This window comes from Kitasatospora sp. NPDC098652, from assembly GCF_044760155.1.
Classification (GTDB): domain Bacteria; phylum Actinomycetota; class Actinomycetes; order Streptomycetales; family Streptomycetaceae; genus Kitasatospora.
In genome coordinates, this window is record NZ_JBIWAQ010000005.1 from 90,664 (window position 1) to 115,013 (window position 24,350).

At 73.3% G+C, this 24,350-nt stretch carries 19 protein-coding genes and 2 pseudogenes; 15 read left to right on the forward strand and 6 right to left on the reverse strand.

What is annotated here, in order from left to right; all coding sequences use genetic code 11:
- Positions 1–15 precede the first annotated feature (15 nt).
- The 9 genes from ACIQWA_RS13410 (at position 16) to ACIQWA_RS13450 (ending at position 16,985) form a co-directional block, all read left to right on the forward strand.
- Positions 16–873 carry an SDR family oxidoreductase gene (locus tag ACIQWA_RS13410; protein ID WP_360239504.1) on the forward strand — a complete coding sequence of 286 codons (858 nt, stop codon included), beginning with the start codon at positions 16–18 and terminating at the stop codon, positions 871–873.
- Positions 866–1,828 (forward strand): ABC transporter ATP-binding protein, encoded by a 963-nt coding sequence (locus tag ACIQWA_RS13415; protein WP_402481779.1) that lies wholly within the window; start codon positions 866–868, stop codon positions 1,826–1,828. Before ACIQWA_RS13410 ends, ACIQWA_RS13415 begins: the two co-directional genes overlap by 8 nt.
- On the forward strand, positions 1,825–2,592 hold the full coding sequence (locus ACIQWA_RS13420) for an ABC transporter permease (RefSeq protein ID WP_360239499.1): 768 nt from the start codon (positions 1,825–1,827) through the stop codon (positions 2,590–2,592). Before ACIQWA_RS13415 ends, ACIQWA_RS13420 begins: the two co-directional genes overlap by 4 nt.
- Positions 2,589–3,392 carry an ABC transporter permease gene (locus ACIQWA_RS13425; protein WP_402481782.1) on the forward strand — a complete coding sequence of 268 codons (804 nt, stop codon included), beginning with the start codon at positions 2,589–2,591 and terminating at the stop codon, positions 3,390–3,392. Before ACIQWA_RS13420 ends, ACIQWA_RS13425 begins: the two co-directional genes overlap by 4 nt.
- Positions 3,389–4,264: a thioesterase II family protein gene (locus ACIQWA_RS13430; protein WP_402481785.1), complete on the forward strand. Its 876-nt coding sequence runs from the start codon at positions 3,389–3,391 to the stop codon at positions 4,262–4,264. Before ACIQWA_RS13425 ends, ACIQWA_RS13430 begins: the two co-directional genes overlap by 4 nt.
- On the forward strand, positions 4,261–9,717 hold the full coding sequence (locus ACIQWA_RS13435) for an SDR family NAD(P)-dependent oxidoreductase (protein WP_402481787.1): 5,457 nt from the start codon (positions 4,261–4,263) through the stop codon (positions 9,715–9,717). Before ACIQWA_RS13430 ends, ACIQWA_RS13435 begins: the two co-directional genes overlap by 4 nt.
- Positions 9,714–14,849, forward strand: a complete 5,136-nt coding sequence (locus ACIQWA_RS13440) for an amino acid adenylation domain-containing protein (RefSeq protein ID WP_402481790.1) — start codon at positions 9,714–9,716, stop codon at positions 14,847–14,849. Before ACIQWA_RS13435 ends, ACIQWA_RS13440 begins: the two co-directional genes overlap by 4 nt.
- 81 nt (positions 14,850–14,930) lie before the next feature.
- Positions 14,931–15,251: an acyl carrier protein gene (locus ACIQWA_RS13445; protein WP_402481793.1), complete on the forward strand. Its 321-nt coding sequence runs from the start codon at positions 14,931–14,933 to the stop codon at positions 15,249–15,251.
- A gap of 402 nt (positions 15,252–15,653) precedes the next feature.
- Positions 15,654–16,985, forward strand: coding sequence for a helix-turn-helix domain-containing protein (locus ACIQWA_RS13450; RefSeq protein WP_402481796.1), 1,332 nt, complete (start codon positions 15,654–15,656; stop codon positions 16,983–16,985).
- 179 nt (positions 16,986–17,164) lie between these two features.
- Here the strand turns inward: ACIQWA_RS13450 and ACIQWA_RS13455 are convergent, their stop codons facing one another.
- Entirely contained in the window at positions 17,165–17,401 is a 237-nt protein-coding gene (locus tag ACIQWA_RS13455) for a hypothetical protein (protein WP_402481799.1), read from the reverse strand.
- Positions 17,402–17,591: 190 nt separating this feature from the next.
- Between ACIQWA_RS13455 and ACIQWA_RS13460 the strand changes: the two genes are divergently transcribed.
- Entirely contained in the window at positions 17,592–18,980 is a 1,389-nt protein-coding gene (locus ACIQWA_RS13460; protein ID WP_402481802.1) for an alanine--tRNA ligase-related protein, read from the forward strand.
- Positions 18,952–19,131: pseudogene (locus tag ACIQWA_RS13465) on the forward strand (hypothetical protein); the annotation flags it as partial. The gene ACIQWA_RS13460 and the pseudogene ACIQWA_RS13465, both read left to right, overlap by 29 nt.
- Positions 19,132–19,148: 17 nt before the next feature.
- Here ACIQWA_RS13465 and ACIQWA_RS13470 read toward each other — a convergent pair.
- From ACIQWA_RS13470 to ACIQWA_RS13485, 4 genes are all read right to left on the reverse strand, one after another.
- Positions 19,149–19,310 carry a hypothetical protein gene (locus ACIQWA_RS13470; protein WP_402482462.1) on the reverse strand — a complete coding sequence of 54 codons (162 nt, stop codon included), beginning with the start codon at positions 19,308–19,310 and terminating at the stop codon, positions 19,149–19,151.
- Positions 19,307–19,525, reverse strand: a complete 219-nt coding sequence (locus ACIQWA_RS13475; RefSeq protein WP_402481804.1) for a hypothetical protein — start codon at positions 19,523–19,525, stop codon at positions 19,307–19,309. Before ACIQWA_RS13475 ends, ACIQWA_RS13470 begins: the two co-directional genes overlap by 4 nt.
- A 69-nt stretch (positions 19,526–19,594) precedes the next feature.
- Positions 19,595–20,950: a hypothetical protein gene (locus ACIQWA_RS13480; protein ID WP_402481806.1), complete on the reverse strand. Its 1,356-nt coding sequence runs from the start codon at positions 20,948–20,950 to the stop codon at positions 19,595–19,597.
- Between the two features lie 33 nt (positions 20,951–20,983).
- Positions 20,984–21,298 (reverse strand): hypothetical protein, encoded by a 315-nt coding sequence (locus tag ACIQWA_RS13485; RefSeq protein WP_402481809.1) that lies wholly within the window; start codon positions 21,296–21,298, stop codon positions 20,984–20,986.
- An 80-nt stretch (positions 21,299–21,378) separates the two neighbouring features.
- On the opposite strand from ACIQWA_RS13485, the pseudogene ACIQWA_RS13490 reads away from it, so the two are divergent.
- From ACIQWA_RS13490 to ACIQWA_RS13500, 3 genes and pseudogenes are all read left to right on the forward strand, one after another.
- A pseudogene (locus ACIQWA_RS13490) lies at positions 21,379–21,621 on the forward strand (LLM class flavin-dependent oxidoreductase); the annotation flags it as partial.
- 65 nt (positions 21,622–21,686) lie between these two features.
- Positions 21,687–22,283, forward strand: a complete 597-nt coding sequence (locus ACIQWA_RS13495; protein ID WP_402481812.1) for an ArsR family transcriptional regulator — start codon at positions 21,687–21,689, stop codon at positions 22,281–22,283.
- Positions 22,280–22,747, forward strand: coding sequence for a hypothetical protein (locus ACIQWA_RS13500; protein WP_402481815.1), 468 nt, complete (start codon positions 22,280–22,282; stop codon positions 22,745–22,747). Before ACIQWA_RS13495 ends, ACIQWA_RS13500 begins: the two co-directional genes overlap by 4 nt.
- On the opposite strand, the gene ACIQWA_RS13505 is transcribed toward ACIQWA_RS13500, so the two are convergent.
- Positions 22,741–23,022: a hypothetical protein gene (locus ACIQWA_RS13505; protein ID WP_402481818.1), complete on the reverse strand. Its 282-nt coding sequence runs from the start codon at positions 23,020–23,022 to the stop codon at positions 22,741–22,743. The two genes, ACIQWA_RS13500 and ACIQWA_RS13505, sit on opposite strands and share 7 nt — an antisense overlap.
- A 419-nt stretch (positions 23,023–23,441) precedes the next feature.
- Here ACIQWA_RS13505 and ACIQWA_RS13510 point away from each other — a divergent pair, with 419 nt between their 5' ends.
- On the forward strand, positions 23,442–24,287 hold the full coding sequence (locus tag ACIQWA_RS13510) for a hypothetical protein (RefSeq protein ID WP_402481820.1): 846 nt from the start codon (positions 23,442–23,444) through the stop codon (positions 24,285–24,287).
- Positions 24,288–24,350 lie beyond the last annotated feature (63 nt).

A 24,350-nucleotide genomic window follows, 5' to 3' on the forward strand; every position in this document is an offset into this window, starting at 1 on the left:
AAGTGGGCCTGCGTCATGCCTCATTTCACTGCCGGCCTGTACGACTCGCAGACCGTGCTCATCACCGGGGGAGCCACCGGAATCGGCTTCGCCATGGCCCGGGCCTTCGGCCTGCACGGCGCCCAGGTCGTCCTCGCCTCCCGCAACGCCGAGCGGCTCGCCGCGGCGGCCGGGCGGCTCACCGCCCTCGGGATCGAGAACGACACGGTGGTGTGCGACGTCCGGGACGAGGCGGCGGTCAAGGCGGCCGTGGCACGCGCGGTGTCCCGGTTCGGGACCATCGACGTCCTGGTCAACAACGCCGCGGCCAACTTCTGGTCGCCCGCCGAGACGATGTCCGCCCGCTCGTTCCGGACGGTCGTGGAGATCGACCTCTACGGCACCTTCCACACCACCCGCGCCGTCGTCCCGCACATGATCGAGCAGGGCGGCGGCGCGATCCTCAACGTGGCGATCACCGACCCGCAGCGCGGCCTGCCCTACTTCGCCCACGCGGCCGCCGCCAAGTCCGGCGTCGTGGCCCTCACCGCCACCTGGGCCGCGGAGTGGGGCCGGTACGGCATCCGGGTGAACGCCCTCGGCCCCGGCCCGACGCCCACCGAGAACGCGGTCGGCGGCATGGCGGTCGGCCGGCCCGACCACCCGCCGTCCTTCGAGCGCCAGCGGCTGCGCACCCCGCTGCGTCGGCTCGCCACCCCCGAGGACTCCGCCTCCGCCGCGCTGTTCCTCTGCTCCGACGCAGCCGGGCACATCACCGGGGTGAACCTCCCGGTGGACGGCGGCATCTCCCTCCCCCTGCCCAGCGGGGACCTGAACTTCGACCACGCCGCGGCGACCCCGCGACAGCACGAGGAGACGACCAAGAGTGAGTAGGGCGATCGAGGTCCGGGGACTGACCCGGACCTACCCGAAGGGCCGCCGCCGCGGCGAGGCCGGCCAGGTCGTCACCGCGCTGCGCGGCCTGGACCTCGACGTGGAGCGCGGTGAGATCCGCGGGCTGCTCGGCCCCAACGGCGCCGGGAAGACCACCCTGGTCAAGATCCTCTCCACGGTGCTGCTGCCCACCGCCGGCACGGCCACCGTGCTCGGACTGGACGTCGCCGCCGACGCCCGCGCCCTGCGCCGGCGGATCGGCATCGTGTTCGGCGGCGAACGCGGCCTCTACGGCCGGCTCACCGCGCGCGAGAACCTGGACTACTGGGCGGCCCTCTACGGGGTGGCCGGCCGCGACCGCGCCGCGAAGGTCACCGCGCTGCTGGAGCGGGTCGGCCTCGGCGACCGCGCCGACACCCAGGTGGACCGGATGTCCCGCGGCATGAAGCAGCGCCTCCACCTGGCCCGCGGCCTGGTCGGCGACCCCGAACTGCTCTTCCTCGACGAGCCCACCGTCGGCATGGACCCGGTGGCCGCGCGGGAGTTCCGCAGCCTGGTCGGGGAACTGCGCGCCGAGGGCCGCACCATCCTGCTGACCACCCACGACATGCACGAGGCCGAGGCGGTCTGCGACCGGGTCACCCTGGTCGACCGCGGCCAGGTGATCGGCACCGAGGCCCCCGCCGAGGTCGGCCGGTGGATCACCGCCCACGAGCGGGTCGACGCCCGCGACGTGCCCGCCGGGCTGCGCCGGGCCATCGCCGAACTCGACGGCGTGGCCGGCATCGAGGATCTGACCGACGGCTGGATCCGGATCGCCACCAGCGCCGCCGGCGCCGTCCAGCCGGTGCTGCGCGCCCTGGTCGAGGCCGACGTCACCACGGTCCGCACCTCGCTGCCGACCCTGGAGGACGTCTACCTGCACGTCATCGGGGACCGGGGGCTGACGGTATGACCGAGATCCTCACCGGCGCCCGGCTGCAGCTGCGGCTGTTCCGCCGCAACGCCGGCCACCTGCTGGTCTTCGCCACCATCCCGTTCTTCACCGCGATCTTCCTGTCCTCCGTCCGGCAGGCCGACCGGCCCGACCTGGAGGCCTACGCCGTCCTGGCGCCGGCCCTGATGGGCCTGTGGCTGGTCTCGCTCGACCTGGCCGGCTCGGTGGTCGACGACGAGAAGCGCGGCGGCACCCTGGAGCTGTTCCTCGGGTCGCCGGCCGGGCTCACCCGGCTGGTCACCGGCCGGGTCGCCACCATCGCCGTCCTCGGCGTGGTGACCTTCGCGGAGTCCTGGTTCACCGCGACCGCCTTCTTCGGCGTCTCGCTGCCGGTGCACCACCCCTGGCTCCTGGTCTGCACCGTGGCCGCCACCGCGCTCGCCACCCTCGGCACCGCGACCGTCCTGGCCGCCGTCTTCGTCACCGCCGGCTCCGCCCGGCGCTACGCCAACGCGCTCGGGTACCCGTGCTACGTCCTCGGCGGCGTCCTGGTGCCGGTCAGCCTGCTGCCCGGCTGGCTGCAGCCGCTCAGCAAGGTCGTCTACCTCTCCTGGGCCGCGGACCTGCTGCGGGCGGCCACCCGGCCCGAGCCGGTCGCGGACTTCGGCTGGCGGCTCGCGGCGCTGCTGCTCCTCGGCGCCGTCGCCTACGCCGCCGGCACCGTCCTGGTGGACCGGATGATCACCCGTCTCAAGTCGGAGGGCACGGTGGGACTGTCGTGAACGCGCTCACCCGGTGGGGCTCCGTCGTCACCACCGCTTCCCGGATCGGCTTCCGCGAGCTGACCACCTTCTACACCTGGCGAACCTGGCTGTTCGGCTGGTTCCTGCGACTGATCGCCCAGGTCCTGTTCTTCGGCACCATCGGCATGCTCTCCGGCTCGGACGACCGGGTGCGCTACCTCGCCGTCGGCAACGCGGCCGTGGTGGTCTGCATCGAGGCCATGGTGGTCATCACCACCACGGTCCGCGAGCGCGGCCAGGGCACCCTGGCGCTCCAGGTCGCCGCGCCCGCCGACTTCGCGCTCAGCTACCTGGCGCGCGGCGCCTACTGCCTGGTGGTCGGAATCGTCAGCAGCACCGGTGTGTTCGCCGTCGCGGCGCTGGTCTTCCGGCTGTCCATGCCCTTCCCCGAGGTGCTGCTCGTCCCGCTGTTCCTCGCCGTGGCCGGCTGCTCGGCCTACGGGCTGGGCACCGCGGTCGGCGCCCTCGTGCTGCGCCGCCCCGGTCTCCAGTGGCTGGCGCTCAACACCGGCTACATGTCCCTGATGACCTTCTGCGGGGTGAACGTACCGGTCGACTACTGGCCCGCTCCGGTCGCCGCGGCGGCCCAGCTGCTGCCGCTCACCCACGGCCTGCAGGCGCTGCGCGACCTGCTCGCGGGCGCGTCGGCGCCGACCGTGCTCGGCGGCCTCGGCTGCGAGGTGCTGGTCGGCCTGGCCTGGACCGTCCTCGGCGTCGTGCTGCTCAAGCAGGCGGTGGCCGGCGAGCGGCGCCGCGGCACGATCGAGCTGTCGGCATGAGCGCCGCCGCCGCCACCGCCGCCACCGCCACCACCGCCGCCGCCACCGCCACCGCCGCGACCGCCCGTCCGGTCCGCCCCGCGCTGGTCCGCTTCCCGGCCGCCGCGACGGCTTCGGTGCACCTGGTCTGCTTCGCCCACGCCGGCGCCGGAGCCGCCCCGTTCGCCGGCTGGCCCGGCCTGCTCCCGGAGTGGACGGCGGTCAGCGCCGTCCGCCTGCCGGGCCGCGAGAGCCGGCTGCGCGAGGCCCCGCTCACCTCGGTCGACGCCATCGCCGCGGCCGCCGCCCGGGAGGTCGCCGCGCTGCCCGGCCCGGTGGTCCTGTTCGGGCACTGCTTCGGCGCGGTGGCCGCCTACCGCACCGCCCGGCTCCTGGAGGCGGACGGCCGGACGGACGTGCGGCGCCTGATCGTCGCCGCCGCGCCGACCCCGGACGCCACCGTCGGCGGCACCACCCACCTGCTGGACGACGCCGCCCTGTTCGCCGACCTGGTCCGCTACGGCGCCGTCCAGGACACCCCGACCGCCCGGTCCCTGTTCGCGCTCGCCGAACCGGCGATCCGCGCCGACTTCCGGGCCCTGGAGACCTGGACCGTGCCCGAGCCGGCCGCCCGCCCGGTGGCCGCACCCGTCCTGGAACTGCGCGGCGACCGCGACCGCGTCCTCGACCCGAACGGACCCGGGTGGTCCGGCTGGACCACCGGCGGCCACCGCCGCGACACCCTCCCCGGGCCGCACCACCTGCTCGGCCACGCCACCGAACCCCTGCTCACCGCGATCGCCCGGCAGCTGGCGGACGACCTCGCGCCCGCCCCCGCCGATCGCTCCTGCCCGCCGCCCACGGCGGCACCCAGTCCTGGAGGTATCCGATGAACCGCGTCGCGGACGACGACCGCATTGCCGTGATCGGGATGGCCTGTCGCCTCCCCGGCGCACCGGACGTCGAGAGCTACTGGTCCAACCTGCTCACCAACACCGTCAGCCTCACCGAGCTGTCCGACGACACCCTGCGCAACGCGGGCGTCCCGGAGTCCGCCATCGCGGACCCGAACTACGTCAAGCGGGCCCCACTGCTGGACGACGTCGCGGGCTTCGACGCCGGCCTGTTCGGCTTCACCCCCCGGGAGGCCGAACTGCGCGACCCGCAGCAGCGGATCTTCCTCGAAGTGGCCTACGGCGCCCTGGAGGACGCGGGCGTGCGCACCGACGGCCCGACCTCGGTGGGCGTCTTCGCCGGCGGCGCGACCAACCGCTACGCCGAGCTGAACGTCCGGCGCAACGCCGCCGCCGTGCGCAACTACGGCGAGGTCGGCATCCAGGCGGGCAACCACAACGACTACATCGCCACGATCGTCTCCTACAAGCTCGACCTGCGCGGCCCCGCGTTCACCGTCGCCACCGCCTGCTCCACCTCCCTCGTCGCGCTGCACCTGGCCTGCCAGGCGTTGCGCAACGGCGAGTGCGACGTCGCCGTCGCGGGCGGCGTCCAGCTCGAACTGCCGCACGGCGGCGGGCACCGCTGGGTGGACGGCGGGATCTTCTCCCGGGACGGCCGGTGCCGCCCCTTCGACGCGGCGGCCGACGGCACGATCTTCGGCGACGGCGCCGGCGCGGTCGTGCTCAAGCCGCTCGCCGACGCGCTGCGCGACGGTGACCGGGTGCTCGCCACCATCCGCGGCTCCGCCGTCAACAACGACGGCAACCGCAAGGCCGGCTTCGCCGCGCCCAGCGCCGAGGGCCAGTTCGCCGCCGTGTACGAGGCGCTGGCCGTCTCCGGCGTCGCCGCCGACCAGGTCGGCTACCTGGAGGCGCACGGCACCGGCACGGCCATCGGCGACCCGATCGAGGTCCAGGCCCTGAGCCGCGCCTACCGCGCGCACACCGACCGCACCGGCTACTGCCTGCTCTCCTCGGCCAAGGGCAACATCGGCCACCTCGGCCCGGCCTCGGGCATCGCCGGGTTCATCAAGGCCGTGCTCGCCGTCAACCGCGGCATCGCCCCCGGCACCGCCAACTTCACCGAGGCCAACCCCCTGATGGAGCTGGAGCGGACGCCGTTCACCGTCCGCTCCCAGGCCGGACCGTGGCCGATCGAGGGCCCCCGGATCGCCGGCGTCAGCTCCTTCGGCATCGGCGGCACCAACGCCCACGTCCTGATCGAGCAGCCGCCCGCGGCCGCGCCCGTCGCCCCGCGCCCGCAGCGTCGGCGCACCGTGGTGCTCCCGCTGGCCGCCGCCTCCACCGCCTCGCTGCGCGGCATGGCGGAGCGGCTGTCGGCCCACCTGGCCGAGGAGGAGGCCGACCTTCACCAGGTGGCCCGGACCCTGCAGCGCCGTCCACTGCGCCACCGCCACCGCCTCGCCGTGGTCGGCGAGGACGGCGCCACCCTCGCCGACGCCCTCGCCGAGCTCGCGACCCGCGGCCAGGAGCCGGGCACCCCGGCCACCGGCGCGGTCTTCATGTTCCCCGGGCAGGGCACCCAGCACCCCGCCATGGCCGCCGAGCTGTACGCCCACGAGCCGGTCTTCCGGGCCGAGTTCGACCGCTGCCTGGAGCACTTCGGACCGGCGGTCGCCGACGCGCTGCGTGCCGTGCTGCTGGAGGGCGCGCCCGACGCCGCGGCCCGGCTGCGCGACACCGCGCTGACCCAGCCCGCGCTGTTCGCGGTGGAGTGGTCGCTGGCCGGGCTGTGGGCCTCCTGGGGCGTGCGGCCGGTCGCGATGATCGGCCACAGCGTCGGCGAGATCACCGCGGCCGCGCTCGCCGGAGTCTTCGAACTCGCCGACGCCGCCCGCCTGGTGGTGCGCCGCGGCGAACTGCTCGCGGCCGCGCCGGCCGGCCGGATGGTCGCGCTGGCGATGCCCGCCGCCGAGGCCGCGCCGCTGCTGGAGGGCCGTGACGTCTGGCTCAGCGCCGACAACGGCGAGCGCAGCTGCACCGTGGGCGGCTCGGTCGAGGCCGTCGAGGAGCTGACCGCCCTGCTCACCGCGCTCGGCCGGCGCTGGGTGGCCCTCGACGTCGAACGGGCCTTCCACACCCCCGCCACCGACCGAGCGGCCGAGGAACTGGCAGCGTTCGTCGGGCAGTTGACCCGCAACCGGCCCGCCGTCCGCTGGGTCTCCAACGTCACCGGGGACTGGATCGACGACGAGCAGGCCACCGACCCGCAGTACTGGGCCGAGCAGCTGCGCAGCCCCGTCCGGTTCCGCGAGGGCGCCGAGCGCGCCGCCGCCGTCGAGGGCGCCGTGCTGCTGGAGGTCGGCCCCGGCCAGGCGCTCACCCAGCTGGTGCGCCGGGTCCGGACGGCCGCCGGGCACCGCCCGCTGGCCTCGCTGCCGCCGAGCGGCGAGGACGTCCCGGCCGCCTCCGTCCTCTACCGGGCGGTCGCCGCCCTCTGGCAGGCCGGACTCGACGTCGACTGGCGCGCCCTGCTGGAGCACGAGGAGATCACCCCGGTCGCCGTGCCCGGCTACGTCTTCGACCGCGGACGGTACTGGATCTCCCCCGACCCGAAGCCCGCCGCCCCGGCCCCGGCCCCGAACGCCGGGCCGCGGACCGCCGAGGAGGCCCCGGCCGAGAACGACCGGATCACCGTCCCCGGCTGGGTCCAGGCGCAGCCCGCCGAGGCGCGGCCGCTGCCGGCGGACCGCCGCTGGCTGGTGCTGGCCGACGACGCCGGGCAGGCCGCGCCGGTGCTCGACCGGCTGGCCGCGGCCGGGATCACCGCCGACCTGGTCAAGGCCGACGACGTGGAGCCCAAGCGGCTCAGCGCCGCGCTCCGGCCGCACCTGCGCGACCACCGGGAGCCGCTGGAGATCCTCCACCTCTGGCTCACCGGCCCGGCCCCGGAGGGCGCCGGCGCGGGCGGGGCCGCCCGGCACTGGCTCGACCGGGGCTTCCGGGCGACCCAGCGGATCGTCCAGGACGTCGCCCGGCACTGCCCGGACCGCCCCGTCCGGATCACCGTGCTCGCCGACCAGCTCTGGGACGTCTCCGGCACCGAACCGGTCGAACCGGCCAAGGCGCCCGTCTCGGCCCTGCTGCACAGCGCCGTCCGGGAGCACGAGCAGCTGCGCGCGCGGGTGGTCGACGCGCCCGCCGAGGCGCTGAGGGGCGAGGACCGCGTGGCGGCCGAGGCGCTGCGGGCGCTGTTGGACGGCGACGACGGCGCCGAGTTCACCCGGGTCGCGCTGCGCGGGCGGCGCCTCTGGCACCCGGCCTTCCACAGCGTGCCCGAGCCCGCCGCGCCCGCCGGCGGGACCGCTCTCGCGGACGTCGGCGACGGCGCCTGGCTGATCACCGGCGGCTTCGGCGCCCTCGGACTGGTCGCCGCCGAGCGGCTGGCCGCCCGCGGCGCCGGCGGGATCGCCCTGCTCGGCCGCTCCGGCCTGCCGGACCGCGCGCAGTGGACCGACGTCGGGGCGCTGACCGAGGGTCAGCGGGCCGCCGTCGACGCCGTGCGCCGGATCGAGGCGACCGGTTGCCGGGTACTGCCGCTGGCCGCCGACGTGGCCGACCGGGCCTCGCTGACCGCCGCCGTCGAGCAGGCCAGGAGCGCCCTCGGCCCGATCCGCGGGGTGATCCACGCCGCCGGGCTCGCGGGCGGCGGCATGCTCGCCGTCAAGGACGCCGGCGCGGCCGAGCAGGTCCTGCGGCCCAAGGTCAACGGCACCCTGCTGCTGGACGAGGTGCTGGGCGACGAGCCGCGGACCTTCGTCCTGTACTCCTCGGTCGCCGCCGTCACCGGCCAGTTCGGCCTGTCCGACTACGGCGCCGCCAACGCCTTCCTGGACGCGTTCGCCCACGACCGCTCGCGCCGCCGGCCGGGCCGCACCCTGTCGGTCAACTGGCCGTCCTGGGACGGGGCCGGCATGGCGGTGGAGGCCGCCGCCCGGCACTCCCGCTTCCACGTCGACCGCCCGAACCGGGAGCCGGAGCTGACCGCCGCCCCGGCCGAGGGCGAGGGCCGCGCCTTCACCGTCCGGCTCGCCCCGGACGTCTGGATGGTCGACGAGCACCGCATGGGCGAGACCCCGGTGCTCCCCGGCACCGGGTACCTGGAACTGGTGCTCCGCGCGGTCCGCACCTTCCACCCCGGCCCGGTGCGGCTGGCCGACGTCGCCTTCACCGCGCCGCTGGCGATCGCCGAGCCGCTCGACCTGACCATCGCCTTCGAACCCGCCCGCACGGGCTGGCGGTTCCGCGTGCAGTCCCGGGCGGACGGTGCCCGCACCGCCGTCCAGCACGCCGGCGGCACGGTCACGCCGTACGAGGACACGGCGCCGCGGCACGACCTGGTGGCGCTGCGCGCCGCGCACACCGTGCCGCTGGCCGGGCCCCGGCTCAACGACGGCTCCGGACTGATGACGGTCGGCGCGCGCTGGCACTGCGTCGAGCGGGTCAGCGGCGGCACGGACACCGTGCTGGCCGAACTGGCCCTGCCCGCCGCCCACCGCGGCGACACGGCGGCCAACCTGCTGCACCCGGCCCTGCTCGACTGCGCCACCTCCTTCCTGCTGCCGCTGCCGGAGGGCGTCAACGCGCTGCCGTTCAGCTACCGCGAGCTGGTGGTCCGGGGCCCGCTGCCGGCCCGGGTGACGGCGCTGGTGCGGCCGTGGGCCGAGCAGCCCAAGGGGGCGGTCGTCCGCGACATCGCCCTGATCGACGAGGGCGGCCGCGAGGTGGTCACCGTCACCGGGTTCACGCTGTGGCACGTCGACCGGGCGACCGTGGCGGGCAACATCCGCTCGGCGGGCGACGCGGCGCGCAGCGCCCCGCTCAGCTCCTCGGGAGTCACCCAGGACTCCTTCCTGGGCGTCGCGGCGGGGGCGGCCCTGCTGGAGGCGTTCCTGGCGACCGACCTCGGCCCGCAGGTGGTCGTCGCACCGGAGGGGCTGCGCGAGAAGCTGCGCCGGACCAGCCGGTTCACCGCAGCCGCCGTCCGTTCGGCGGGCGGCGGAACGGCGGCACCCGACACCGCGGCACACGACACTGCGGCACAGGGCACGGGGGCACCGGGCACGGGGGCACCGGGCACGGGGGCGCAGGGCACGGCGGCGCCGGACGCGGCGGTTCAGGCCGGCGCACCGGCCGCCGGCTCGGGCCGGGGCAGCCTCGACGAGCGGATTACCGGCCTGTGGGCCGAGATCCTGGGCACCGAGGGCGGTCCGGACGACGACTTCTTCGAGTCCGGCGGCGACAGCCTGGCCGCCGTCCAGCTGGTGGACCGGATCCGCGGCGAACTCGACGTGGAACTCCCCATCTCCGCCCTGTTCGACCACCCCACGCTGTCCGAGCTGGTGGCCGCCGTGGGGAGCAGGGGGTGACCGCCGTGCCGCAGCCGTTCGTGCCGGGCGAGCCGTCGCCCGGCCCGGCCCGGACCCTGCACGCCCTGGTGGCGGAGCAGGTCGCCCGGACCCCGGAGGCCGTCGCGCTGGAAGGCGCCGACCGCAGCCTGACGTACCGTCAACTCTGGTCGGAGAGCGGACGGACGGCCCGCGCTCTGGTCGCGCACGGGGTGCGCCCCGGCGATGTCGTCGCCGTCCTGATGCCACGCGGTGAGAACGTGCTGGTCGCCGTGCTCGCCGTGCTGCGGGCCGGCGGCGCCTACCTCGCGCTCGACCCGGACCAGCCGGCCGCGCGGCTGCGCGGCATGCTGGAGGACTCCCGGGCCCGCCTGGTCGTCGTCGACCGCGCAGTGCCCATGGCCGCGGTCCCGCCCGGCCTGCCCGCGCCGGACCTCGACGCGCTCGCCGCCACCCCGGCGGGCGCCGTCCGGCTGCCGGAGACCGGCGCCGGGGACGCCGCCTACGCGGTGTTCACCTCCGGCTCCACCGGCCGCCCCAAGGGCGTGCTGAACGAACACGGCGCGATCGTCGACAAGATCCGCTGGCTGGCCGAGCACCTGCCGCTGGACGGCGGGGACGTGGCCCTGCACAAGACCGCGTACGCCTTCGACTACTCCGTCGCCGAGGTGTTCTGGCCGCTGGCCTGCGGCGCCCGGCTGCGGGTGGTGCCCTCGGGACTGCACGCGGACCCGCTCCACCTGGTGCGGGAGATGCGCGCCGCGAACGTGACGGTGGCGCAGTTCGTGCCGTCGATGCTGGCCGTGCTGATGGAGCAGCGGGACTTCCGCGCCCTCGACGGCCTGCGGATCCTGGTCGTCGGCGGCGAGGCGCTGCCGCCCGCGCTGCTGGCCGACCTGCGCGGCTGGTGCACCGCGGACGTCGTCGACCTCTACGGCCCCGCGGAGTGCTCGGTCTTCGCCACCTGCGCGATCACCCGGGCCGGTGACCCGCTCGGGCCGGTCAGCATCGGCCCGGCGGTGGCCGGCACGGCGGTCGAGGTGATGGACGAGGAGGGCCGCCCGGTCGTGCCCGGCACGGTGGGCGAGCTGTGGATCGGCGGCCCGGGGGTGGGCCGCGGCTACCTCGGCCGGCCCGACCTGACGGCACGCTCGTTCCTGCCCGACCCGGCCCGGCCCGGCGGGCGCCGCTACCGGACCGGTGACCTGGTCCGGCTGCGCCCGGACGGCGAACTGGAGTACCACGGCCGGATCGACGACCAGGTGAAGATCCGCGGCCAGCGGATCGAGCCGGAGGAGGTCCGGTCACAGCTGGCGGCGGCGCTCGGCGGCGGGCCGGTCGCCGTCCTCCCGTTCCGGGACGCGGCCGGGGCGACCCAGCTGGCGGCGTTCCTCACCGACCCCACCGGGGCGTTGCCGCGGGTGGCGCAGATCCGTGCGGCGCTGGCCGAGCGGATGCCGCCGGCCATGGTGCCGGCGCGGATCGTGCCGGTGGAGCGGCTGCCGCTGGCGCCGTCCGGCAAGCTCGACCGGGCGGCGCTGCTCGCCCGGCTGGCCGACCGGGCGGCTCCGGAGCCCGGGGGGCCGGCGCAGGCTCCGGCCTCGGCGGCGGACACGCCGACCGGGCGCGCCGTGGTGGAGATCTGGCGCGAACTGCTGGACGACCCGGCGGTCGGGCCGGACGACGACTTCTTCACCCGCGGCGGCCACTCGCTCGTCGCGGCGCGCATGCTCGTCCGCGTCAAGGAGCGGCTGGGCGCCGAGATCAGGATCGCCGACCTGCTGGCCGAGCCGACCGCGCGCGCCCTCGCGGCGCGGATCGACGCGCTCGGCGCCGGGCCCGACGCGCCCGACGCCGGACCCGATGCGCCCGGTCGGCCCGCGCGCCCCGACCGGCCCGAGCCCGGTGCGGCGCCCGTCCGGGAGGCGCCACTCGCGCCGACCCAGCGCCGGCTGTGGCTGATGGAGCAGCTGGCTCCGGGCCAGGTGGACTACAACGTCGTGGACCTGTGGTCGCTGACCGGCCCGCTCGACCGGACGGCCCTGGATCGTGCCGTCACCGACGTGCTGGGGCGCCACGACGCGCTGCGCACCACCTTCCGGGACGGCCCGCACGGCCCGGTCCAGGTCGTCCACCCCCGTCCGATGGCCGGCCTGGAGGTGCTCCCCGGCCCGCTGGGCGAGGAGGCCGCCCGCGAGAGCGCGGAGCGCCTGGCCCGGACCCGGTTCGACCTCAGGTCCGGCCCGCTGGTCAGGTGCGTCCTGCTGCCCACCGGCCGGGACGCTCACCAGCTGGTCCTGGTCGCGCACCACCTGGTCCTGGACGGCTGGTCGGTCGAGGTCTTCTGGGCGGAGCTGTCGCACTGCTACGCCGCCCGCGCGGCGGGCCGCGCCCCCGAGCTCGCGCCGGTCGCCCTCGACTACGCGGAGTTCAGCGCCCGCGAGGCGGCCCGGCCGGTGCCCGCCGAGCAGGCCGGGTACTGGCGGCGCGTCCTGCGCGACGCCCCGCCCGCTCCCCGGCTGCCGCTCGCACCGCCGGGCGGCGAGCCGCGGGTCGAGCGCCGTTCGGCCACCCTGGACGACGACCTGGCGGCGGCGGTCGGCGAGCTGGCCCGCAGCCTGCGCACGACGCCCGCCACGGTGCTGCTGGCCGCCTTCGGCTCAGTGCTCGGCCGGTGGGGCGACCGCTCGGAGCTGGTGGTCGGCGCCCCGCTCAGCGGGCGCACCACCGCCGACACCACCGACACGGTCGGCTTCTTCAACGCCACTGTCGCGCTGCGGCTCGACGTGTCCGCGGACGGCTCCCCGGCCGACCTGGTGCGTAGCGCGCACCGGGCCCTGACCGAGGCCCAGCTGCACCAGGACCTCCCGTACGACGAGGTGGTCGCGGCGCTGGCCGCCGAGCGCGGCGGGCCCGCCGGGCCGCTCTTCTCGGTGTGGTTCAACGCGCTGAGCTTCCCGGTGCGCGGCCTGCGGCTGGACGCCGTGGCCGCCGAGCGGCGGCGCGCGCCGCTGCCGGGCCTCCCGTTCGACCTGTCGCTCTACGTCGACCAGCGGGCCGGCGGCCTGACCCTCGACCTCGCCTTCGACGCGGCCCGCCTGGAACGGCCGTGGGCCGGCGAACTGCTCGACCAGGTGGTGCGGACGGTGGCCGGCTGGACGGCGCGGCAGCTGCCCGCTCCGGCCGTCCCGCGCCGGAGCCTGCCGGAGCCGGTCCGCCCCGGCCCCGGGGGAGCGCGGGGCGCCCTGCTGGAGCGCGTCCTCGGTCACCCCCGGGACGCCGTCGCCCTACGGGACGAGCGGGGTGCGTGCAGCTACGGCGAGTTGGCCGACCGGGTCGACGCCCTCGCGGATCTGCTGCGCGGGGCCGGGCTGGGCCCCGGCGAGCTGGTCGAGCTGCGGGAGGCGCACGGGCGCGACCTCGCGGTCGGTCTGCTCGGCGTCTGGCGGGCCGGCGGCGTGGTGCTGCCGGTCGACCCGGAGCACCCGCGGGCCTGGCGGGAGGACCTCACCGCGCTGGCGCGCCCGCACTGGGCCGTCCACTGCGAGTCGGACGGCCCCCGGGTCGTCCCGGTCGACCGCACCGCCGAACTGCCCGTCCGGCGCGTGCCGGAGGCCGGGCGGGCGGGCGGCGAGCCCTGCTACGTCCTGCCGACCTCGGGTTCCACCGGCCGGTCGCGGCTGGTGCTGGGCACCGACGCCCCGCTGCTCGCCTTCCTCGACCGGTGGTCCGCCTGCCACGGGATCACGGCCGGGGACCGCTTCAGCGTGCTCTCCGGGCGTTCCCACGACCCGCTGCTGCGCGACCTGCTGCTGCCGCTGTGGAACGGCGGCACCGCCGTCGTCCCGCCCGCGCGGACCCGGCTCGACGCGGACCGACTGGTCCGCTGGTTGGCCGACGAGCGGATCACGGTGGTGCACGCGACCCCGCTGGTCGGGGCGATGGTCGCGGGCGCCGCCCGGGTCCACGGCCTGAGCCTGCCCGACGTCCGGCTGGCCTGCTTCGGTGGCGACCTGCTGACCGACGCCACCGTCGAGGCCTGGCGGGCGGCCGCGCCCTCCTCCCGCGTGCTGACGGTCTACGGCACCACCGAGACGCCCCAGGTGGCGAGCTGCCACGAGCGGGAGCCCGGCCGGCCGAGCGGCCCGGAGCCACTGCTCGGCGCCGGCGCGGTCGAGGCCCAGCTGCTGGTGCTGGACCGGGACGGCAACCCCGTGCAGCCCGGCCGGATCGGAGAGATCGCGGTCCGCGGGCCGCTGCTCACCCTGGGCTACCTGGACGAACCGGCCGCCACCGCCCGGGCCTACCGGCCGGATCCGTGGGGCGAACCCGGCCACGCGCTGTTCCGGACCGGCGACCTCGGCCGGCTCCGCTGGGACGGCACGGTCGCGTTCGTCGCCCGCAGTGCGGCGATCGTGAAGGTCCGGGGCAACCGGGTCTCACCGGCGCAGGTCGCCCACGAGCTGCGACTGGTGCCCGGCGTCGACCAGGCGGCGGCGGGCGCGCTGACCGATGCGTCGGGGCTCTCCCGGCTGGTCGCCTGCGTCGTCCCGGCGCCGGGGGCCGCGCTGACCGAGGACGCCGTCGCGGCGGAACTCGCGCGGCGGCTGCCGGCCGGCCACCTGCCGGAGGAGGTCCGGATCGTCCCGGCGCTGCGACTGACGCCCAACGGGAAGGTCGACCTGCGGGCGAGCGCCGCGCAGGCCGCGGTCCCGGCCGTCCCCTCCGCCGTCCCCTCCGCCGTCCCGTCCGCCGTCCCGTCCGCGGCGGTCGTACCGGCGGCTCCGGCGCTCGGTAGCGGCCCGTCCGCCGCCGACCGCAACAGCCTGCGGCAGGAACTGGTCCGGCTCTGGTGCCGCGTCCTGGAGACGGAGCGGGTCGGCCTCGACGACAACTTCTTCGACCTCGGGGGCAGCTCGCTCGCGGCCGTCCGGCTGCACGCCCTGATCAGGACCGAACTCGGCGCGGACGTCTCGCCGTTGATGGTCTTCCAGCACTCGACGGTCCGCCGACTGGCCGAGGCGCTGGCCGAGTCCTCTTCCCCGGGCGTCACCGCCGTCCGGCCCGCCGTTCCGGTGGCGGCCGCCGGCGACGCCCGTGCGCTGCGCCGGGCCGCCCGGGCCGGGATCGGCGCGCTCCCGGTCGGTGCCTGAGCCGTGGCCGGGCCGAAGACCCCTCCCCGCACCGCGGGAACCGACCCCTCCCACCCCGTCCCCTACAAGGAGCCCGACCTCATGGACCACACCCACGACGCCGTCGAACAGCGGATCGCCCGCCAGGTCCGGCGCATGCTGGACCTGCCCGACACCCTGGCCGACCGGGAGCTCGCCCGGGCCGACCTCTTCGACCTGGGGCTGACCTCGAAGAGCGCCCTGGGACTCACGGCATGGCTGGAGACGGAGTTCGGCCTGGTCATCAGCCTGCGCGACGTCTTCGCCGATCCGTATGTCGAAACGCTCGCCGAACTGGTCGCCGAGCGGGTCGCCAATGCGCCGGCACCGGAAATCGCCGATGCCGCCCCGGCCATTAATTCGGTGGGATCCGAGGTAGCTTGACAGCTTTCTTGACTAGCTGGTATCTTTATGCTTCGAATCTCAGGCGAATGCGGGGGCTGCACGGTCAGGGAAGGCGTGGGCGGTCATCATGCAGGCGAAACCAGGGTGCTTATCAGCGAGCCCGGCGCCACTTCGGACCGACCCGTCGACCGGCGCATCACCCCCTGAACCACCGGTGACCGGTGGCCCGTTCGCCCCATCGGGCGTTCGGGAGCCAGTCACCGCAGCGGTCCCGGCGCGAACCGCCGCCGCTCGAACCGCCACCCGCCGAAACGGCCCGGCCCCCGGAATGCCAAGCCACTGCCGCCGCTCGTTTCCCGGGAATCCGACCCGGATTCGCGAAAAGAATCCACAATTCTTCCACGACCTGCCTTCGCAGTGCTCTGAGCCGAGGAGTGAATCGTGAACGACAAAGACCTGGGCGTACGCGTGGCGCGGCTGCGGCGGGCCGCCCGCATGTCCCAGGCCGAACTCGCCGGCCCCAAGCTTTCACCGAGTTACGTCTCGTTGCTCGAAGCCGGCAAGCGGACGCCCTCCGCCGACGTCGTGCAGTACCTGGCCGGCCGGCTGAACTGCGAGGTCGCCGACCTGGTCGGCGTCACCGAGTCCCGGGCCGAGGAGATCGACCTCGCGCTCAAGTACGCCGAGATGACGGCGCTCAACGGCGAGCCGGAAGCCGCCCTGGCCGAGTACGAGCGCATCCAGGACACCATCGACCGCGACGAGCAGCCGGCCCTCTGGCTCGCCGCCGAGACCGGGATCGCGCAGTCACTCGAACGGGTCGGGCGCCTGGAGGAGGCCGCCGCACGGTACGAGGGGCTGCGGACGGCCTCGGAACGGTCCCGGGACTTCGTCGCCGGGCTTCCCGTCACCGTCGCGCTCTGCCGCTGCTACCGCGAGCTGGGCGACCTCTCCCACGCGATCACCATCGCCGAAGAGGCGGTGACGGAGATCGAGCGGCTGAACCTCGCGCCCACCCGCCCGGGGATCGAACTGCTGTCGACGCTGGTCGGCCTGCACTGCGAGCGCGGCGACCTGCACCGGGCGAGCTACCTGGCCGCCCGGGCGATCGAGAAGGCCGGCCAGGTCTCCGACCGGAAGGCGCTCGGCGCCGCGCTGTGGAACGCCAGCGTCGCGATGCACCGCAACGGCCGGACGGCGGACGCGGTGGAACTCATCGAGCAGGCCCTGGCGATCTACTCGGAGGGTGACGACACCCGGGCGCTGGCCCGGCTGCGCAACGCCTACGCCGCGGTCCTGCTGGAGTTCGAGGAGCCGGACATCGCGCTGGCCGAGGGCCTGTTGACGCAGAGCGCGAGCGCGCTGTCCGACGTGGGCAGCGACATCGACCTCGCCTACTGCGAGACCGCGATGGCCCGGGTGAAGCTGCGCGGCGGCGATCCGGCGGCCTCCGTCGAACACGCCGAGAAGGCGCTCGGCCTGCTCGGTCCGCTGCACCGGCTGCAGAGCGCGAGGACTCTCCTGGTGCTGGCCGCCGCCCGGCTCTCCCAAGGCGACCAGGTCGCGGCCCGGGAGGCGTACGAGCGCAGCGCGCTGATGCTGGAGGCTTCGTCGGCGGGTCGGCAGGCGGCCGCCGCCTGGTCCGAGCTGGCCGAGATCCTGGAGGCCGCCGGGCAGCCGGAGCGCGCGATCTGGGCGTACCGGCAGGGCATGCGGTGCCTGGGCCAGCACGGCCGGATCCTCCCGGCCGGGAGCCTGCTGCCCCGGGCCTGACCGGCCGACGGCCGCTGACCCGCGAGCACTGACCCGCGGCCGCTGACCCGCGGGCCGCTGCCCACCACCCGCCGACCACCCGCTGGAACCGCCACCGCAGGGGCGGACCGTCCTCGACCGACGGTCCGCCCCTGCGGCTTTTCCCATCCCCGGACGTCAGTCCGTGCGTCCGCCGCCGCTCAGCAGCAGAGCGGAATGTCGGCGGCGACGGCGGCGGAGACGACGGTGCCCGCCACCGGGTGCGTCCCGGCCGCCTCGGCCGGCACCACCGTCACCGCCATGAAGGCCGCAATCACCAGAAGAACAGTCGAAAGAGCCTTGCGCACGATCTTTTCCCCACTTGCAAAATGAAAAGAATTTCCATCGGCCAGATTTAGCTTGAGGTGATATTGACAGCACTCGACAAGAGCTGTCAAGAGTTCGGGTCAAGCGGTGATTGGTTCTGCTTTCGGCCTGCTTGTCCTGTTTTGCCACTCCGGCCGCGACCGATGATTGGGCGATCTGTGCAGGTCGGTGGCGTTTTGAGTGGGCGATGAGAGGAAACTTGACAGCCAGTCATGTAGTTAGTCACCATTGTCAATAAAGTAGTCACAAGGTGGGGGTGGGATGTCGGCGAGCGAGTCGGAGACGCCGTGGGTAGCTCAGTCCCTGATGCACGGGCTGGCCCGGCGCGGGTATCGCCGCGCCGTTCCGCGGGCGACGCCGCCGCTCCGCCGTGGCGGCGTCCCGTTCAGCACTCCGTCCGCGCCCGACTGGCCGGAGCACCTGCTCTCCGCAGCGCCCCGGCAGGGAGGCGGCGCGGCCACCCTCGCCTGGTGCTTCGACACCAGCCGGATCGACGCCCTGCCGATCGCCTCACCCCCGTCCGCGCAGCGCGTCGTCGGTGCGGTCCACACGGAGGGACGGTCGCGGGCGTGGCGCCTCGACGAGGTGCTCGGTGCGCTGGAGGAATGCGGCGTGGACCGCGGCTCGCTCGCCGCCGGGATCCTGCCGGGCCCGCCGGACGAGGGCGGCGCCGAGCCGCTACCGGGCGCCCTGAGCGAAGTCGGCATCCGCGAGCGAGCCGTCGTCGACCGGCTGCCGCCGGGGACGCCGCGGCGGCTGAGCGCCCGGTCGGGGCCCTGCTTCACCCTGGAGTCCCCGGTCGGGCCGGGCTGTTCCGCGCACTGCCGGCCCGGCTGCTCCTGCGGCCGCTACGTGCTGCTCGGCTACGGCCGCTTCGGCGCTGGGCGGTCCGGCGCTGGGCGGTCCGGTGACGGGCGGTCCGGTGACGGGGAGTCCGGGCCGGGGCGGTCCGCCGCACGGCCGGGACGCGAGGTCTTCGAAGCGGTGCTGCTGGAGCACGCGGTCGGCTGCGTCCTGGCCGGCGTCCGGTCGTCGCTCGAACTCCCGGCGCTGCGGCCCCTGGTCGACGGCATCGACGGCGCCTTCCCGGAGCTGTCCGCGGGACCGCGCGGTCGGGCCGCCGTCGAGGTCGTCGCCGACCACCTCTGCACGGTGGCGCTGCTCCTCGGCGGCGGCATCGCTCCCGGGCCGCGCGGTGCCTCCCACGTCGTGCGCCGACTCGTCCGACGCGCGGCCACCGAGGTCCTGCTGGCCGGCGGCCGCCCCGAGGGCCTGGTCGCCGCCGCCGCGCTCGCGGACGCCGCGGTCCGCGCCCCGCTCGGGCTCGCTCCGCTCCCGGCCGACGCGCTGGCCCTGGTCCACCGCGAGGTCGTGGCCCTGCGGGCCGGTCTGGCGACCGGCCGGCGCTGGTTCCTCCGGCGTGCCTCGGACACCCGGCCGGACGACCTGCCCCAGCTGGTGTGGCGCGCCCGACGTGAACGGGGCGTGCCGATCGCCATCCTGCTCGCCTGGTGCGAGGAGCGTTCGCTCCCCGTCCCGCTCTCCCGCCTCGCCGCCCTCGACCCGCCCCACCCGCCCCACCCACCGGCCTCGTCGCGCGGCGTTCGGCTCAGCCTCGCGACTGGGACGAACGGGATGTCATCCGGCTAGGGTCGATGCCATGCGTCTCAGCACAGTGATCCTCCCCATCCACCGGTGGGCCGAGGGGCAGAAGATCTGGCGGCGGGCCGAGGACCTCGGATTCCACGCCGCGTACAGCTACGACCACCTGTCCTGGCGGTCCTTCCGGAACGAGCCGTGGCCCAGTCCCGAGCAGCATCAGAAGGGGCTCATCTCATCCAGGACCCGCTCTGCGAGCTCGATGATCGCCGTGACCTTCGGTGCGTCACCAGCCACTTGCTCCCGGCTCGCGGGTACACGCTCCAGTTCCTTCCGCGAAAGCATGCCATCGACAGCGGATCGGCCCTGCTGCCACTTCATTTCCTGAGCTTCCCTTCGAAGGCTTCGAGCCGAACAACCGGCCGGCTTTGGACGCCTGTGAGGAACGGATCCGTGCCGGGTTCGCGCCAGCGAGCGGGCGACACCCGGTGGACGTTGACTTCCCGGCCGAGGAGGCGTTCGGCCCGGCGCGCGGCCTCATAGAGCTCGTCCTCGTCGGGGCTGCCCACCACGAGGACATCGACGTCATTGGGCACTCCGCCACGCTCACCTGAGTAACGGGCCGCCCAGGAGCCGTAGATGTGGGCTTCCTCTAGGGGCCAACGTCAACGGACGTCTGGCCAGCCCGCTGACCGAGCTGTTCGCTCTGACGTACGGCCCGATCGCGGTGCTCGGGGATCTGTTGTTGCCACTGGCCGGTGCCCTGCGGATGCAGGTACAGCCAGGCCAGCAACGTGCCGCATTGACCTTGCCCTGGTGAACCTCTGCCGCCCGGTACCGGCGGCGAGCTCGCTGAGGCGCTTGCCGATCACGGAGACGCCGGGGCGCGGCTCGTTCTCGTAGTATCGGGGCTTGCGCCGGCGCAGCAGTTCCTCACCGTGTTCGCCCCACGTGAATCCGGGCTTCCGCAGCAGCTTCCGGAACACCGTGTCGACCGTCGTCGGGTGGGCGGCGGCCAGTCGACGGATCGGCAGTGGCGCGATCGACTCCTCGCGCAGGTACACCCGCAGCAGGTCCTGGTGCTGCCTGCGGCCGGCGAGGGCCGGGTCGGCGAAGAGGTCGCGCAGCATCCCGTAGTCCGGGTAGAAGTTGAGCCCGTCGACCTCGTCGTAGATCACGCCGACAGTGTCCGACTCCGCAAGGCCCTGCGGTAGTTCGAAGGCCGGAAAGTCCCGGCCGGGGAGCCGCCGGCCCCGGGCACGGTCGGGGTGCTCGGCGGCGGCGGCCTCCTGCCGGTGCCGGTAGTAGGCGTTGAGTCGGTCCTCGGCTTCGGCAGGGGGAAGGACCAGTTCGTCGCTGCCGCAGAACTCGATGAACGCGGCCCGGTCCTCCCGCATCGACTCCCATCCCTGCTCGATCTTCGCGGGGTTGTGGAAGACCAGTTCGGGGTGGCTGGTGGCTAGTTGGAGCGCGACCTGGGCGATCTCGGTGGAGCTGGACTTCGGGTAGTGCGACATCATTCCGGAGATCAGCCATGCCCCGTCGACCGGGTGGACGGGCACCAGGCTGGTGTGCAGGAATCCCCCCTTGGACACCGCGCGGAAGGCCGCCCGCCCGACGTTCGAGTACGTGCGGTACTCCAGGTCGTCGATCAGGTTCAGCAGGACGACGGCATCCCCGTCCTTGCGCCGGATCTCGAAAATTCCCTCAACCGGGTCACGCCAGCCGAGCAGCATCTCCCGATCTGCCTCGGTCAAGCCCCGCCGCCCGGCGACGAACCGGTCCACCACGGTCGAACCATCCGGCAGGCGGTACCGGAGGATGAAGTTGTCGATGATCCGGATCGCGTCGGCCTCGGCCAACTGCCGCTCAGGGCCTGCCGACTCCAGGAGGAGAGGAGTCAACCACCGGTCGAAGCGAGCGCTCTGGGCGAACTCGACCAGTTCGCCCTTCAGTTCGGCACAGCGCTCGATCACGCCTCGCAACGACGTCTCGTCCTCGCTCCGTACCCCGACAGCCATGCGAGCCCTCCCGGCCCTTGAAGGTTGCGACGCTCACTGCACCCAGTAGTGGCGGTATGCCTCGACCCACTCCACTCCGTCCGGAGCCGGGTCCGGCAGAGGGAGGTCCAGCAGCCCGATCACCTGCCGGAACTCACGACGAGTGCACAGGGCGACGATCCTTCCGTCCCGTGAGAGATCGACACCGCGCACGGTCACCTCGACGCCCAGCACCGAGGTGCTGAACGGCACTGCCAGGTTTTCCTCGACCGCGGTGAACAGAGCCGACACCTTTTCGTACTCGTCATAGGTGTCGACCGTCGCTTCCTCGACCAGTGCGGCCAATTCTCGCTTGCTCAACGCGCCCATGGCGTAACGCTAGCCGACCTACTCGTGCCATCTCGCGAGCAGTCCGGAGCTCCACCGATTTGCCTCGGTATCGTCGGTGCATGCGCTTGAGTACCGTTATCCTCCCCATCCACCGGTGGAGCGAAGGACAGAAGATCTGGCGGCGGGCCGAGGAGTTGGGCTTCCACGCCGCGTACACCTACGACCACCTCTCCTGGCGGTCCTTCCGCGACGAGCCGTGGTTCGGGTCGGTGCCGACCCTGACGGCGGCGGCGTGCGCGACCGAGCGGATCCGGCTGGGGACGCTGGTCACCTCGGTCACGCCTCGTTCACCTGTCGCAGTCCGACCTGCGCAGTAGTCGTATTTTACGAGGAACATCTGCATTACGCGCATGCTATTGTGCGCTTGATGAAGATGTCGGCGCCCTCGCTACTACCGCTCTTCCGATCCCAGCTGCAGGGAGACCTGCTGGCACTCGTGCTGTTGCACCCGGATCGCAGTTGGACGCTCACCGACCTTGCCAGGGAGCTGAAGGCCTCGCACACTGCCGTCCTCCGAGAGGCGGACCGGCTGGTCGGCGCGGAGATCCTCTCAGAGGAACGGGTCGGGCGGACCCGAGTCATCACAGCCATGACCGGCACCGTCCTGTACAAGCCGCTGTGTGACCTGCTGCTTGTGACGTACGGGCCGATGCCTCGGCTGAGTGCGCTCCTGTCCGACCTGGACGGCATCGATGAGGCGTACATCTACGGCTCCTGGGCGGCCCGTTACAGCGGCGAACCGGGCCCGATCCCGGCGGACATCGACGTCTTGGTCATCGGGCGGCCCGACCCGGACGATCTCTTCGACATCGCGGAGCGGGCCTCAAGGGAGCTGTACCGGGATGTCAACGTCCACCGTGTCACTCCGGAGGCATGGGCCTCGCCGAGCAATGAACCCTTCCTGACCTCGGTTCGCGGGAGGCCACGGGTTCGTCTGGCACTACGTGAGGAGAGCGGCGAATGAGTCGCTGGGAACAGGGCCGCACGGTCGTGGATGACCTGATCCAACGCCGGGAGGTCGAGAGGGTGCCGGCTTCGGCGGAGCATGCCGAAGCGGAACTGGCCCAGGCTCGGCAACACGTGGAATCCGCGAAGCTGGTTCTCGATGTCGACCCGGTCGGCGCCTACAGCCTTGCGTACGACGCTGCTCGCAAGGCACTTGCGGCGGTCTTGATGAACCAGGGGCTTCGCGCCACGAGTCGGGGCGGCCACGTCGCGGTCTACGAGGCGGTCAAGGCACAGCTGGACCCGCCACTCGGAGGCATCCTGCGACCGTTCAGCCGCATGCGTGTCCGCCGGAACGAGAGCGAATACCGGTCTGCCGAAGCACCGCCGGTCACCCCCGAGGAAGTCAGGGGAGATCTGCCGAAAGCACAGGCGATCATCGATCTGGCGGAGAAGGCGATGCCACACATGGGCCGTTACTGAAGGCCGATATCCGCTCCCGCCGTGTGGTCGGGCTGGCTCGGTACGCGCCGCGTCCTGGTGAACTTCTGCCGCTGGGCGCCGCGAGCGAGTTTGCTGAGGCGCTTGCCCATCACCGAGACGCCCGGACGGGGCTCCTGCTCGTAGTACCGGGGCTTGCGACGGCGCAGCAAGGCTTCTCCGTGCTCGCTCCAGGTGAATCCGGGTTTGCGCAGCAGCTTTCGGAACACCGTGTCGACGGTCTGCGGGTGGGCGGCGGCCAGTCGGCGGATCGGCAAGGGCGCGATCGACTCCTCGCGCAGGTACCTGGTGCTCCCTCCAGCCCGGGAAAGCCTGGGCGGTTAAGAGATTCCCTCCGCATCCCGTGGGGCGCGTAGCAAAGGCTATCTCGTCGACCTCGTCGTAGATGACGCCGACGGCGGCTGGCCGAAGGCCCTGCAGGGCCGGGGTCATGGTTGCTGGCACGGTTCGCGCCGCCGTCCATGCGGTCGGTTCTCGTAGCGTACAGAGTCAGATCTAGAGGCAGATCGATCAGAAATCAAATAAGTGCCGTCTTATTTTATCCCTATCAAGCAGTTGGTGGCCCTACTCGGAGGGCGAGGCTAGAATTTCCGACGGAAATTTCTCGCACCCTTTGCAGTGGAGTGATTTTTTGTCGACAGTAAAGCTCCCGCCGCTCCCCGATGGCCCGTCCTACATGATCATCACCCCTCACATGGCGGATCTCTGGCTCACTCACTGCAATCCGGAGCATAATCGCGTTCTATCCGACACGGTTTACGAACGCTACGCTCGAGCTATGGCAAGGGGTGAGTGGAGGACAACTCATCAAGGAATCGCGTTCGATACCACGGGCAAGCTGCTTGACGGGCAGCATCGACTGAAGGCGATCAAGCTCTCAAATGTCTCGGTTGAGATGCTTGTTATTCCAAACTGTCTCGTCGAGACGTTTGACGTTCTCGATGCAGGACATAGGCGCCAAGCGGCTCAGCTCCTGAAGATCCCGCACCGTGTGATCGTGGCGGCCGCAGCCCGAATTATCGGCCAGCTCTATAAGATGTGGGATCCGGTGACGCTGTTTGACGGCTTCTATGACACCAAGGCGACAACTTCCGACATTCTGAGGGCAGTGGCTGCCTGGCCGGAGCTGGTCAACCTGGCCCCTCTAGCCGCCGCTTCCTATAGGGCGGCAGGAATTAACCAGCCCACTCATCTGGTGGTTCTGGCCCAGGCGGCTCGCACGGAGTACGCCGATAGAATTGAAGACTGGGCCAACGGATTGATTTCTGGCGCCAACATGGATCAGAAGGATCCACGCCTTGTTCTGCGGAATCGATTTTTTCGCGACCGAGTACTCCTTGGGACCAGCGCCGGGCGCAAGAGCTCCTATAACCTGATTGCCAAATCATGGAACAGCTGGGCCCAGGGCAAACTCCTGGGGACACTCAAATCCCTGGATGGCGAAGGAGTGATCCCAGTCATCGGGACGGAAAAGTTTAGGCCACTGCAGCCGGAAGATGTCTCTCGTATTGATGGAATCTAATGTCCTCCTCCTTTTCGTTCGCAGTGCGCTGCAATGTCACCTCATCGATATTCATGCCGCGCC

What these genes read in the sequence shown, in the direction of transcription:
- ACIQWA_RS13495 (WP_402481812.1), top strand. Translation starts at nt 21,687, where the DNA reads ATGAAGATGTCGGCGCCCTCGCTACTACCGCTCTTCCGATCCCAGCTG.
- ACIQWA_RS13435 (WP_402481787.1), top strand. Translation starts at nt 4,261, where the DNA reads ATGAACCGCGTCGCGGACGACGACCGCATTGCCGTGATCGGGATGGCC.
- ACIQWA_RS13480 (WP_402481806.1), bottom strand. Translation starts at nt 20,950, where the DNA reads ATGGCTGTCGGGGTACGGAGCGAGGACGAGACGTCGTTGCGAGGCGTG.
- ACIQWA_RS13485 (WP_402481809.1), bottom strand. Translation starts at nt 21,298, where the DNA reads ATGGGCGCGTTGAGCAAGCGAGAATTGGCCGCACTGGTCGAGGAAGCG.
- ACIQWA_RS13510 (WP_402481820.1), top strand. Translation starts at nt 23,442, where the DNA reads ATGATCATCACCCCTCACATGGCGGATCTCTGGCTCACTCACTGCAAT.
- ACIQWA_RS13445 (WP_402481793.1), top strand. Translation starts at nt 14,931, where the DNA reads ATGGACCACACCCACGACGCCGTCGAACAGCGGATCGCCCGCCAGGTC.
- ACIQWA_RS13410 (WP_360239504.1), top strand. Translation starts at nt 16, where the DNA reads ATGCCTCATTTCACTGCCGGCCTGTACGACTCGCAGACCGTGCTCATC.
- ACIQWA_RS13470 (WP_402482462.1), bottom strand. Translation starts at nt 19,310, where the DNA reads ATGAAGTGGCAGCAGGGCCGATCCGCTGTCGATGGCATGCTTTCGCGG.
- ACIQWA_RS13420 (WP_360239499.1), top strand. Translation starts at nt 1,825, where the DNA reads ATGACCGAGATCCTCACCGGCGCCCGGCTGCAGCTGCGGCTGTTCCGC.
- ACIQWA_RS13430 (WP_402481785.1), top strand. Translation starts at nt 3,389, where the DNA reads ATGAGCGCCGCCGCCGCCACCGCCGCCACCGCCACCACCGCCGCCGCC.
- ACIQWA_RS13500 (WP_402481815.1), top strand. Translation starts at nt 22,280, where the DNA reads ATGAGTCGCTGGGAACAGGGCCGCACGGTCGTGGATGACCTGATCCAA.
- ACIQWA_RS13460 (WP_402481802.1), top strand. Translation starts at nt 17,592, where the DNA reads ATGTCGGCGAGCGAGTCGGAGACGCCGTGGGTAGCTCAGTCCCTGATG.